Source organism: Klebsiella sp. RCJ4 (assembly GCF_009025755.1).
Classification (GTDB): Bacteria; Pseudomonadota; Gammaproteobacteria; order Enterobacterales; family Enterobacteriaceae; genus Klebsiella; species Klebsiella michiganensis.
Genome location: NZ_WCIN01000046.1, coordinates 161,417 through 174,249, shown reverse-complemented (window position 1 = coordinate 174,249; position 12,833 = coordinate 161,417). Strand labels below are relative to the sequence as shown.

The 12,833-nt window shown below is 57.9% G+C and carries 9 protein-coding genes; 3 read left to right on the top strand and 6 right to left on the bottom strand.

Annotated elements, in window-relative coordinates; all coding sequences use genetic code 11:
* Positions 1-175: 175 nt before the first annotated feature.
* Genes efeB through efeU form a run of 3 tightly spaced genes read right to left on the bottom strand, consistent with a single transcriptional unit; the run spans position 176 to position 3,471 of the window.
* Positions 176-1,456: an iron uptake transporter deferrochelatase/peroxidase subunit gene (efeB, locus tag F8562_RS26675; protein WP_014838067.1), complete on the bottom strand. Its 1,281-nt coding sequence runs from the start codon at positions 1,454-1,456 to the stop codon at positions 176-178.
* Between the two features lie 4 nt (positions 1,457-1,460).
* The gene (gene efeO / locus F8562_RS26670) at positions 1,461-2,588 is read right to left on the bottom strand and encodes an iron uptake system protein EfeO (protein WP_014838066.1); all 1,128 of its coding nucleotides are present in this window, start codon (positions 2,586-2,588) and stop codon (positions 1,461-1,463) included.
* A 52-nt stretch (positions 2,589-2,640) separates the two neighbouring features.
* A complete protein-coding gene (gene efeU, locus F8562_RS26665) occupies positions 2,641-3,471 on the bottom strand; it encodes an iron uptake transporter permease EfeU (protein ID WP_014838065.1) in 831 nt (276 codons plus the stop codon).
* A gap of 272 nt (positions 3,472-3,743) precedes the next feature.
* Between efeU and F8562_RS26660 the strand changes: the two genes are divergently transcribed.
* Positions 3,744-4,928, top strand: coding sequence for a NupC/NupG family nucleoside CNT transporter (locus F8562_RS26660; protein ID WP_014228804.1), 1,185 nt, complete (start codon positions 3,744-3,746; stop codon positions 4,926-4,928).
* A 101-nt stretch (positions 4,929-5,029) separates the two neighbouring features.
* On the opposite strand, the gene F8562_RS26655 is transcribed toward F8562_RS26660, so the two are convergent.
* Both F8562_RS26655 and putP read right to left on the bottom strand, forming a co-directional pair.
* Entirely contained in the window at positions 5,030-5,464 is a 435-nt protein-coding gene (locus tag F8562_RS26655) for a DUF3574 domain-containing protein (RefSeq protein ID WP_014838064.1), read from the bottom strand.
* A gap of 112 nt (positions 5,465-5,576) precedes the next feature.
* Entirely contained in the window at positions 5,577-7,085 is a 1,509-nt protein-coding gene (gene putP / locus F8562_RS26650) for a sodium/proline symporter PutP (RefSeq protein WP_025106252.1), read from the bottom strand.
* Positions 7,086-7,512: 427 nt separating this feature from the next.
* On the opposite strand from putP, the gene putA reads away from it, so the two are divergent.
* Positions 7,513-11,475, top strand: a complete 3,963-nt coding sequence (putA, locus tag F8562_RS26645) for a trifunctional transcriptional regulator/proline dehydrogenase/L-glutamate gamma-semialdehyde dehydrogenase (RefSeq protein WP_014838062.1) — start codon at positions 7,513-7,515, stop codon at positions 11,473-11,475.
* 192 nt (positions 11,476-11,667) lie between these two features.
* Positions 11,668-12,063 (top strand): lysozyme inhibitor LprI family protein, encoded by a 396-nt coding sequence (locus F8562_RS26640; RefSeq protein WP_014228800.1) that lies wholly within the window; start codon positions 11,668-11,670, stop codon positions 12,061-12,063.
* On the opposite strand, the gene rutR is transcribed toward F8562_RS26640, so the two are convergent.
* Positions 12,060-12,698, bottom strand: coding sequence for an HTH-type transcriptional regulator RutR (rutR, locus tag F8562_RS26635; protein WP_004849813.1), 639 nt, complete (start codon positions 12,696-12,698; stop codon positions 12,060-12,062). The genes F8562_RS26640 and rutR overlap by 4 nt on opposite strands.
* Between the last annotated feature and the right edge of the window lie 135 nt (positions 12,699-12,833).

Sequence of the window (12,833 nt, the reverse complement as noted above, 5' to 3'; positions counted from 1 at the left end):
ACATCAGAAATAATTCTAAGTGCAACTTATTTTTCACACACGGACAACAAATAATTCTCATCGCAGCCGAGGAGAGTTTCCGACTATAAGATTACAGAAAAATGAAACAAGGCAGGAAATACAAAAAATGAATGGAAAAACAGCAGAAAACGCCCTGCCCTTGCGGGCAGGTACGTCAGGCTTCGAGCAGCGATTGCCCGAGATAATGCCGATCGTCGATAACCCCTGGCAGAACAAAGAAATAGCCGCCGCCAATGGGCTTCACGTACTCCTCCAGCGCTTCTCCATTCAGGCGCTTTTGCACCGTCAGGAAGCCTTTTTCCAGATCGTGCTGGTAGCAAACAAACAGCAGCCCCATGTCCAGCTGACCGGAATTGGTCACCCCCAGCGAATAGCTATAGCCCCGGCGCATCATCAGGCTGGATTCGGTTTCCGGGGTACGCGGGTTCGCCAGACGAATATGGCTATCAAGCGCAATGGTATCGCCGTCAGGGTCTTTGCTGTAATCCGGGACATCGTGCTCGTGCTGCATCCCAAGCGGCGCGCCGCTCAGTTTATCGCGGCCAAAAATGGTCTGCTGCTCTTTCAGCGGCGTGCGATCCCAGAACTCAACGTGGAACTGAATAATCCTCGCCGCCTGATAGCTGCCGCCCGTAGCCCACGCAGGCTCTCCCTGGTCGGCGGTGACCCACACCACTTTATCCATTAGCGCCTTATCGGTGCTCACCGGATTCGCGGTGCCGTCTTTGAAGCCCAGCAGATTCACCGGCGTCTCTTTACCCTTGCTGCGCGCGGCGCTGTCGGAGATAAACCCTTCCCGCTTCCAGCGCACGCTGAGCAAATCCGGGGTGTGCTTAATCACATCCCGCAGGGCGTGAATTACCGTATCCTGGGTGTTGGCGCAAATTTGCAGCAGCAGATCGCCGTGGCACAGCGCCGCATCCAGCGAATCGTTCGGAAAACGCGTCATCTTTTGCAGCCTCTTCGGCGCCTGATGAGCCAGGCCGAAACGCTCGTCAAACAGCGAATGCCCCACCGAGACGGTGATCGTCAAATTATCCGGGGCGATCCACGGCCCGAGAATGCCTGAGTCCATCGGCGGCAGCCGCGGGTTCGGCGTCTCCGGCGCGGGACCGCCTTTGGTCAGAAAGGCGATACGCCGGGTCAGCAGGCGAAACAGCCGCTCAAGGTCCGCTTTATCGCTGGCCAGCACATCAAAGGCGACAATCATCATCGACGCCTGCTGCGGAGTCAGCACTCCTGCCTGATGTGGACCATAAAACGGCTGCGCTTCCTGACGCGCATCCGGCGACACCGTGCCCGGAGAGCTATTGTCTTTTGCCGCGTGCGCCACCGGACAGCCGCCGGATATCGCCAGCGCGCCGCCAAGCGCGCCGATCCCTTTTAACAACCGCCGCCGGGACGGTTGATTAACATCATATTTTTGCTCAGCCATCGCCTTAGTCCAGACCCAGGATCCCGCGCAGCTGGGCCAAATCTTCCGCCAGCGTGGTGATCGGGCCTTTCAGCGCGTTACGATCGGCATCCGTCAGCTTGTCATAGGTCTCAAAGCCATCTTTGGTGCGGTATTTGCTGAGAATGGCGTCCACCTTTTTGAAGTTGGCATCCACCTTCGCCAGCAGCGCGCTGTTCTCTTTTTGCAGCTGCGGACGCAGCAGGTCGACGATTTTCTGCGCGCCGTCAATGTTGGCCTGGAAATCCCACAGATCGGTATGGCTGTAGCGATCTTCTTCGCCGCTGATTTTGCTGGCGGCCACTTCTTCAATCAGACCGGCCGCGCCGCCGACCACTTTTGACGGCGGGAACGCCAGTTCGCTAATGCGTTTTTGCAGCTCGAGAACGTCAGCGTTCAATTGATCGGCATAGTTATCCATTCCCTTGACGCTGTTATCGCCAAACAGCGCTTTTTCCAGCCGGTGGAAGCCGGTGAATTTCGGATCTTCGGCTTTTTTCTCGTAGTCATCCTCGCGGGCGTCAATGCTGCCATCGAGATCGGAGAACAGTTCGGCGATCGGTTCAATACGTTCATAGTGCTGGCGCGTCGGCGCGTACAGCGCTTTCGCCTTCTCGATATCGCCCGCTTTCACCGCATCGGTAAAGGCTTTCGTGCCGCTAACCAGCTCCGCGGTCTCGGCGGTGACCCAGGCTTTATAGGCGGTAATAGCTTCACCCAGGCTGAGCAGCGCATCGGCTTTGGCGGCATCTTTGGTCGCCTCGCCGGTCACCGTCAGTTTGCCTTTCGGGTTAGTCAGCAGGCCGCAGGTCATATCATATTCACCCGGCTGCAGGTTGGCCGTCAGCTTTTGCGTAAAGCCGGGGGCGATATTCTCCCGCTCTTCCACCACCATCACCCCTTTCAGAATCTCCCACTCCAGCGCTTTCTGGCTGTGGTTCTGAATGATGAACTGGGTTTTACCCGCCTTCACGGTGACGTTCATCGGCTCGCACTGTTTGTCGGTGACGGTCACTTTGACCTGCGGAATATCGGCCGCCTGGGCGTAAAAAGCCGAGCTGAACAGCGCAGCAAGCGTAAGCTGCAGCGCATTACGACGAAAATGATTCATCATGACCATCCCTTTCGATAAGTATGTTGTCACTATTGCAATCCGCGATGCCCGACTACGCTGCCCGGGATGCGGTGGTTTTTTTACCCGGCGGCGAGACGTACAGCACCAGCGCCGGGATCAAATAGATAAAGTAGACCGCCACTTCGCTGACGGTCGGCGTTTCCTGATAGCCGAAGATCCCTTCCAGCAGCGTGCCGAATAGGGTGTGCGTCGAAATGACGTTGCTCAGGTCAAAGGCGACCGCCTGGAAATGGTTCCACAGTCCGGCCTCATGGAAGGCGCGGATAGCCCCCGCGGCGAGGCCTGCGGCCACCAGTAAAATAAACAGGCTGGTCCATTTGAAAAAGACGGCGAGATTCATGCGGATGCCGCCCCAGTAGATCAGGAACCCTAAAACGATGGCCGACGCCAGGCCGAGCATCGCGCCGATGGGCGGCCAGATTCCGACATCCTGCTGGAAAGCGGCGAGCAGGAAAAAGACCGATTCCAGGCCTTCACGCGCGACAGCGAAAAAAACCATCATCACCAGCGCCCAGCCGTGGTTATTTCCGCGCTGGAGGGCATTATCAACCGCCTGCTCAAGCTGCTGTTTGACGTTGCGCGACACTTTACGCATCCAGAACACCATCCAGGTCAGAATGCACACCGCCACCACCGCCACGATGCCTTCGAACAGCTCCTGCTCGCGCTGCGGAAACTCGCCGGTGGTTTCGTTGATAAAAATTCCGAGGCCCAGGCACAGCGCCGCCGCAAGCAGCACCCCAATCCACATGACGCCAATCCAGCTACCGCGCTGGGTGCGTTTCAGATAGCTGGCAATCAGGCTGACAATCAGCGCAGCTTCCAGGCCTTCACGTAACATGATGAGAAATGGGACAAACATGCCAACACCCTTAAATGTGAACCGCAGTCAACTGATGCAAAGATAGGTAAATATTTATGATAGTGATTATCATTACAATAATCAGAAACACAAGTGAAATGTGGAGTGAATGATGACGATTTGTAAATCAGTCGCGAACAAATAATGACTTGCGCGATTATCCCGCAGCCCAGGCCCCTCGGGCAGGAGGACGGGATTTTTTGCGCCAGATATTTACCCGGCTGCCCAGCTGTGGCTAAATGGCGGCCTTATTGACCTGCGAAATAAACGACATGACTCAATTCTTGCACTTCCTGCTGGCGCTGGTGGTTATCCTCGCCCTTGCCTGGCTTGCCAGCTACGACCGTAAAAAAATCCGCATTCGCTATATTATCCAGTTAATTATTATTGAAGTTGCCCTGGCTTTCTTTTTTCTCCACGCCGAAAGCGGCCTGTGGCTAGTGAAAAATATCGCATCCTTTTTTGAATCACTGCTCGGCTTTGCCGCCGAAGGCACCAACTTTGTATTTGGCGGCATGAGTGAAAAAGGGCTGGCGTTTATTTTCCTTGGCGTGCTGTGCCCCATTGTCTTTATCTCCGCGCTCATCGGTATTCTTCAGCACTGGCGTATTCTGCCAATTTTTATTCGCCTGATTGGCACCCTGCTGTCAAAGGTTAACGGTATGGGTAAGCTGGAGTCCTTCAACGCGGTCAGTTCGCTGATTCTCGGTCAATCAGAGAACTTTATTGCCTATAAAGGCGTGCTCGGCGATCTCTCTTCCCGCCGCCTGTTCACCATGTCGGCCACCGCGATGTCGACGGTGTCGCTCTCCATCGTCGGCGCTTATATGAGTATGCTCGACGCGAAATACGTCGTCGCCGCGCTGATCCTGAATATGTTCAGCACCTTTATTGTGCTGTCGATCATTAACCCGACGCGTCCGGGCAGCGAGGAGGAGATCAAGCTTGAAAAACTGCATGAATCCCAGAGCTTCTTTGAAATGCTCGGTGAATATATTCTGGCCGGTTTTAAAGTCGCGATGATTATTCTGGCGATGCTGATTGGTTTTATCGCCTTAATTAGCGCCATAAATGCCCTGTTCGCCACGATATTTGGCCTGAGCTTCCAGCAGATCCTCGGCTACGTCTTTTATCCCCTGGCGTGGCTGATTGGCATTCCGCTTAGCGATGCGCTGAACGCCGGGAGTATTATGGCGACGAAACTGGTGGCCAATGAATTTGTCGCTATGATTGAGCTGCAAAAAATAGCCGCCAGCATGACGCCGCGCGGGCTGGGAATTTTATCCGTGTTCCTGGTTTCCTTCGCCAACTTTGCCTCTATCGGCATTATCGCCGGGGCGATTAAAGGCCTGAACGAGCAGCAGGGGAATATCGTTTCCCGCTTCGGCCTGCGCCTGGTGTATGGCGCAACGCTGGTCAGCCTGCTCTCCGCCAGCTTTGCGGGGCTGGTACTGTAACCGAAGCGCGTTTGGCCTGTTACCCCGGGGTAACAGGCCCGCGTAGCTATGTAGCCCGGGTAAGGCGTTAGCCGCAACCCGGGAATATCACCTGATTCAAATTAAAAATGTACGCAGACCGGCTGGTCAACGCGCATCACCGACTCCTGAGCAAAGCGTGATTTATAGGTCGTGCGCAGCGCCTCAATCCCCTCTTCGCTCTTCACATCTTTGCCGTGAATCAGCATCAGCGCTTTGCTCTGCTCGCGCGCCACGGTACCGTCATTGCCCAGCCACTGCCCGCGCGCGTCAAAGACCGTCAGGCCATCGCGAAAGCGCGGCGTCACGTCGCGATCAACGAACTGCTGCCACTCCTGCGCGGTAATATCCTTCCCGGCCGGACGGCTTAAGCCGAAATAAAGCGTGGTTTGCACCATGGCGTTATCCGCCGGGCAGGCGTTAGCGTCCGCCGCCGGAGCCGTCTTCGCGGCGGGCGCTACGCAGCCGCTTAATATCCCTGCCAGTACCAGCGCAACTGCACCCTGTTTGAAACTCATTTTGCTACCCTCATTGTTATTTGTGCTGAGATATCAGCGTATTTTCAAGCCATTAGCAAGAGGCATAAATAACAAAGCCCGCATTACGCGGGCTTGATGGGGTTGCAGAGGATTACTCGGCGGTCGCGCGCACCGGCGGCGCGGAGTGATAATGGGCGTCCGCTTCGGCGAAGCGTCGCTGCATCTCGGCGGAGGGCGCTTTACCCAGCAGGCTGAAGACCACAATCCCCAGGCTACCAAAGATAAAGCCTGGGATGATTTCATACAGGCCCAGCCAGCCGAACTGCTTCCAGATAATGACCGTTAAGGCGCCGATGATCATCCCGGCCAGCGCTCCGTTACGGGTCATTCGTGACCACATCACCGAGAACAGCACCACCGGGCCAAACGCCGCGCCAAAGCCAGCCCATGCGTAGCTCACCAGACCCAGCACGCGGTTTTCCGGGTTGGCCGCCAGGGCGATCGCAATTAACGCGACGAGCAGCACCATAAAGCGTCCTATCCATACCAGCTCTTTCTGTCCGGCATTTTTACGCAAAAACGCTTTATACAGATCTTCAGTAATCGCGCTTGAGCACACCAGCAGCTGGCAGCTCAGGGTGGACATCACCGCCGCCAGAATCGCCGACAGCAGGATCCCGGCAATCCACGGGTTGAACAGAATCTGCGCCAGTTCGATAAAGACGCGTTCGGCGTTCTGATTAACCGCACCGGCAACGGCCGGGTTGTTATTGAAGTAGGCAATACCGAAGAAGCCGACGGAACAGGCACCCGCCAGGCAGAGGATCATCCAGGTCATGCTGATGCGACGGGCGTGAACGATGCTGTGATGCGAATCCGCCGCCATAAAGCGCGCCAGAATATGCGGCTGACCAAAATAGCCCAGGCCCCAGCCCATCAGCGAAATAATCGCCACGAAGTTCAGGCCCTTGAGCATATCAACGTTCTCAATGCTCTTTTGCTTAATCACTTCCAGGGAATCGCCAAACCCGCCGACGGAAATCACCACCATCACCGGCGTCAGGATCAGGGCGAATATCATCAGGCTGGCCTGAACGGTATCGGTCCAGCTTACCGCGAGGAAGCCGCCGACAAAGGTATAAATAATGGTTGCCGCCGCCCCGGCCCACAGCGCGGTTTCGTAGCTCATGCCAAAGGTGCTTTCAAACAGACGCGCGCCGGCCACAATACCGGAAGCGCAATAGATGGTGAAAAATAACAAAATGACCAGCGCCGAGATAATTCGCAGCACGCGGCTTTTATCTTCAAAACGGCCGGTGAAATAATCCGGCAGCGTCAGGGCGTTATTATTCGCCTCGGTATGGACCCGCAAACGCCCCGCCACCAGCTTCCAGTTAATCCATGCGCCTAACGTCAGGCCAATGGCAATCCAGCTTTCGGAAATACCGGAAATAAATATCGCCCCCGGTAGCCCCATCAGCAGCCAGCCGCTCATATCGGAGGCTCCGGCGGAGAGCGCGGTGACAAATGGGCCAAGGCTGCGGCCGCCGAGAATATAATCATCAAAGTTCTTTGTCGAGCGCCAGGCAATAAAGCCGATGAGTACCATGCCAAAAATATAAACAATAAAAGTCACCAACATGGGTGTGCTAATAGCCATGTAAAAATCTCCAGAATTTTTGTCGACAGCATCCAAATTTGTCGTTTTATCCACTACCGGAACGGGGCAATGGCCTATTGGTTGTATTGGGCGACCGTATCCTGACGGAAGCTTTGTTTTTTCACAAACGATTTAACACAGCATTTACACGAAATGCTTCCGGGACCAAACTTCATTTTGTTATAGGTTGCACTCTCTCACGTTTTTAGCGGTTGCACCACGCAAAAGTGTTAAGTGACGCATAGAAATACCTTATTAGACAGGGGATAAATACCTGCTATTTTCATCATCATTTTTAACATTCACGGCGTTTTTCTACCTGCCACACAATTCTCAATTAACAAGGTTGCACAAAGTTGCAACATGGTAGATATTTCTACGCAACCTCATCTTGGCACGAAGACGTTCTATTACAGGAGTTCCTGACATGGGCACCACCACCATGGGTGTAAAACTTGACGACGCGACGCGTGAACGCATTAAATCCGCGGCGAGCCGTATTGACCGCACGCCGCACTGGCTGATTAAACAGGCCATTTTCAACTATCTGGAAAAGCTGGAAAACGACGAGACGCTGCCGGAGCTGCCGGCGCTGCTGTCCGGCGCGGCGAACGAAAGCGATGAGGCCGGTCATCCGGCTGACGAACCTTATCAGCCCTTCCTCGATTTCGCCGAGCAGATCCTGCCGCAGTCCGTTTCCCGCGCGTCGATCACCGCCGCCTGGCGCTGGGCCGAAACCGACGCCGTGCCGATGCTGCTGGAGCAGGCTCGCCTGCCGCAGACTCTCGGCGAACAGGCGCGCAAGCTCGCCTATCAGCTGGCGGAGAAGCTGCGCAATCAGAAAACCGCCAGCGGCCGCGCCGGAATGGTGCAGAGCCTGCTGCAGGAGTTCTCGCTCTCCTCGCAGGAAGGCGTGGCCCTGATGTGCCTGGCGGAAGCGCTGCTGCGCATTCCCGACAAAGCCACCCGCGATGCCCTGATCCGCGACAAAATCAGCAACGGCAACTGGCAGTCGCATATCGGCCGCAGCCCGTCGCTGTTCGTCAACGCCGCCACCTGGGGGCTGCTGTTTACCGGCAAGCTGGTCTCGACCCACAACGAAACCAGCCTGTCGCGCTCGCTGAACCGTATTATCGGCAAAAGCGGCGAACCGCTGATTCGTAAAGGCGTCGATATGGCGATGCGCCTGATGGGCGAGCAGTTCGTCACCGGCGAAACCATCGCCGAAGCGCTGGCCAACGCCCGCAAGCTGGAAGACAAAGGCTTCCGCTACTCCTACGATATGCTGGGCGAAGCGGCGCTGACCGCCGACGATGCTCAGGCCTATATGGTCTCCTACCAGCAGGCGATCCACGCCATCGGCAAAGCCTCCAACGGACGGGGCATTTATGAAGGACCGGGCATTTCGATTAAGCTCTCCGCGCTGCACCCGCGCTACAGCCGCGCCCAGTACGACCGCGCGATGGAAGAGCTTTACCCGCGTCTGAAATCGCTGACCCTGCTGGCGCGCCAGTACGATATTGGTATCAACATTGACGCCGAAGAGGCCGATCGCCTGGAGATCTCTCTCGATCTGCTGGAAAAACTCTGCTTTGAACCGGAGCTGGCGGGCTGGAACGGGATTGGCTTTGTGATCCAGGCCTATCAGAAACGCTGCCCGTTCGTGATTGACTACCTAATCGACCTCGCGACCCGCAGCCGTCGCCGCCTGATGATTCGTCTGGTCAAAGGCGCCTACTGGGACAGCGAAATCAAACGCGCGCAGATGGACGGTCTCGAAGGCTATCCGGTCTATACCCGCAAGGTCTACACCGACGTCTCCTATCTGGCCTGTGCGAAAAAGCTGCTGGCGGTGCCGAGCCTGATCTATCCGCAGTTCGCGACCCATAACGCCCACACCCTGGCGGCAATTTATCAGCTGGCCGGACAGAACTACTACCCGGGACAGTACGAATTCCAGTGCCTGCACGGCATGGGCGAGCCGCTGTACGAGCAGGTGACCGGTAAAGTCGCCGATGGCAAACTCAACCGCCCGTGCCGTATCTACGCGCCGGTCGGCACCCACGAAACGCTGCTGGCCTACCTTGTGCGTCGTCTGCTGGAAAACGGCGCCAACACCTCGTTTGTTAACCGGATCGCCGACAGCACCCTGCCGCTGGATGAGCTGGTTGCCGACCCGGTCGCCGCGGTGGAAAAACTGGCCCAGCAGGAGGGCCAGGTGGGTCTTCCGCACCCGAAAATCCCGCTGCCGCGCGACCTTTACGGCAAAGACCGCAGCAATTCAGCCGGTCTGGATCTCGCCAACGAGCATCGTCTGGCCTCCCTCTCCTCCTCGTTATTAAACAGCGCGCTGCATAAATGGCAGGCGCTGCCGATGCTGGAGCACCCGGTGGCCGAAGGCGAAATGCAGCCGGTCGTGAACCCGGCTGAGCCAAAAGATATCGTCGGCTACGTGCGCGAAGCCAGCGAGGACGAAGTTCAGCAGGCGCTGACCAGCGCGGTTAACAACGCGCCAATCTGGTTCGCCACCCCGCCGCAGGAGCGCGCGGCGATCCTCGAACGCGCCGCGGTGCTGATGGAAGGCCAGATGCCGACCCTGATGGGCATCCTGGTGCGCGAAGCGGGGAAAACCTTCAGCAACGCGATTGCCGAAGTGCGCGAAGCGGTGGACTTCCTCCACTACTACGCCGGTCAGGTGCGCAACGATTTTGACAACGAAACCCATCGCCCGCTGGGCCCGGTCGTCTGTATCAGCCCGTGGAACTTCCCGCTGGCGATCTTTAGCGGACAAATTGCCGCCGCGCTGGCGGCAGGCAATACCGTGCTGGCAAAACCAGCCGAGCAGACGCCGCTCATCGCCGCTCAGGGCGTGGCGATCCTGCTGGAAGCGGGCGTACCGCCGGGCGTTATTCAGCTGCTGCCGGGCCGCGGAGAAACCGTCGGCGCCGCGCTGACTTCCGACGAGCGCGTACGCGGCGTGATGTTTACCGGCTCAACCGAAGTCGCCACCCTGCTGCAGCGCAATATCGCCAGCCGGCTGGATGCTCAGGGTCGTCCGACGCCGCTGATCGCCGAAACCGGCGGCATGAACGCGATGATCGTCGACTCTTCAGCATTAACCGAGCAGGTGGTGATCGACGTGCTCGCCTCGGCGTTCGACAGCGCGGGGCAGCGCTGCTCCGCCCTGCGCGTACTCTGCCTGCAGGATGATATCGCCGATCATACGCTGACCATGCTGCGCGGCGCGATGGCCGAGTGCCGGATGGGCAATCCGGGCCGTCTGACCACCGATATCGGGCCGGTGATTGACGCCGAAGCCAAAGAGAATATTGAGCGCCACATCCAGACGCTGCGCGCCAAAGGGCGCAAAGTCTTCCAGGCGGTGCGCGAAACCGGCGAAGATTCCCGCGAGTGGACCAGCGGTACTTTCGTTCCGCCGACGCTGATTGAGCTCGACAGCTTCGATGAGCTGAAAAAAGAGGTCTTCGGCCCGGTGCTGCACGTAGTGCGCTATAACCGCAACGAGCTGGACGGGCTGGTCAAACAGATTAACGCCTCCGGCTACGGTCTGACCCTCGGCGTGCATACCCGTATTGACGAAACCATCGCTCAGGTCACCGGCAGCGCCAACGTCGGTAACCTGTACGTCAACCGTAATATGGTCGGCGCCGTGGTCGGCGTGCAGCCGTTCGGCGGCGAGGGCCTGTCGGGTACGGGTCCAAAAGCCGGCGGCCCGCTGTATCTGTATCGGCTGCTCTCCAGCCGCCCGCAGAACGCCGTCGGGATTACCCTCGCCCGCCAGGACGCGGAGTATCCGCTGGACGCGCAGCTGAAGACGCTGCTGGAAAAACCGCTGGTCGCTTTACAGCAGTGGGCGGCGGATCGCCCGGAACTGCATGCTCTGTGCCAGCAGTTCAGCGAGCAGGCGCAGGCCGGAACCCAGCGTCTGCTGCCGGGGCCAACCGGCGAGCGCAACACCCTGACCTTTATGCCGCGCGACCGCGTGCTGTGCGTGGCCGATAATGAGCAGGATGCGCTCACCCAGCTGGCGGGCGTGACCGCCGTTGGCTGCGAAGTGCTGTGGCCGGACGCCCCTCTGCAGCGCGAGCTGGCGAAAAAGCTGCCGCGTGAGGTCAGCGCGCGGATCCACTTCGCCAAAGCGGAAACCCTGACGACCGAGCCTTTCGATGCGGTTATCTACCACGGCGATTCCGATCAACTGCGGGAACTGTGCGAACAGGTGGCGGCGCGCGATGGCGCTATCGTGTCGGTGCAGGGCTTCGCCCGCGGCGAGAGCAATCTGCTGCTGGAGCGCCTCTATATTGAACGTTCGCTCAGCGTCAATACCGCCGCGGCCGGCGGCAACGCCAGCCTGATGACGATTGGCTAAGCCTGCTTTCCGGGTTGCGGCTGATGCCTTACCCGGGCTACCCAACCACAGCCCGCACTATCAGTAGCCCGGGCAAGGCGCTTTGCGCCGCCCCCGGGAAAGCAGACGGCACAACGTCAGCTAATGACACCAGACGCAGGCTGTGGTTAATTAAGGCTCCCGGACGGGAGCTTTTTTTATGGGAGTTGACCAATGAAACGCACTTTACTCGCTTTTGCCGCGCTGCTGGCAAGCACCCATGCGCTGGCGGACGAATGCAGCAACGCCAGCAATCAAACGGAAATGAACCAGTGCACCGCCGAGCGGTACCAGGCTGACGACAAAAAACTAAATGAAACGTACCAGGAAGCGCTGAAGCGCGCCTCCGGCAAGCAGCAGGAGTTGCTGAAAAAAGCGCAGCTGTCGTGGATTGCCCTGCGCGACGCCGACTGTCAATTCCTCGCCTCCGGCGCTGAAGGCGGCAGCGTACAGCCGATGCTGATCAACCAGTGCATGTCCGATAAAACCGTCGAGCGCGAATCGTTCCTCGCCTCGCTGCTGCAGTGCGAGGATGGCGATCAGAGCTGCCCGCTGCCGCCCGCCAATTAACGTACGCGAATCCCTTCGATAATCATCCGCTGGACGTTATCGACGGTTTGCTGAAAAAACGCCTCATCGCGCAGCGTCGCGCCGGTTACCGCCTCAACCTGAGTGGCGAAATCGGCGTAGTGCTGTGTGGTCGCCCAGATCATAAAGATCAGATGCTGCGGGTCAACCGGCGCCAGCCTGCCGCTCTCGACCCAGCCGGAAATAATCGCCGACTTTTCATCCACCAGCGCTTTCAGATCGCCGGTCAGCTCGCCCATCAGCAGCGGCGCGCCCTGCAGCATCTCCAGGCAGAACAGCCTTGACGCCTGCGGGTGATCGCGGGAAACCTCCAGCTTAAGGCGGATATATTCGCCGATGGCCACCAGCGGGCTGATATCTTCGCGAAAGGCCTTTAGCGGCGCCAGCCAGATAGCCAGAATCTGCTGCAGCACGGCAATATACAGCGCCTCTTTCGACGGGTAGTAGTAGAGCAGGTTCGTTTTCGATACCCCGGCCAGTTCGGCGACCTGCTCAAGCCGGGTACCGTGGATACCAAACTGCGAGAACGCGTCCAGCGCGGCGGCCAGGATAGCCTCTTTTTTCGCGCTCACCGCCTGTGAGCGTTTGCCGATCTTTTTCACGCCGCCCTGTGCCATTCGTTATCTCCTTCTTTTCACGCCATCAGCATAGCAAAAGCCCAGCGCCGACACGACTCTCTGCACCCTGATTGCGCACGACTGCGGTTTTTTCGTGCACCGATTTTGACCATTCAGTCCACTTTTATTGCTGCT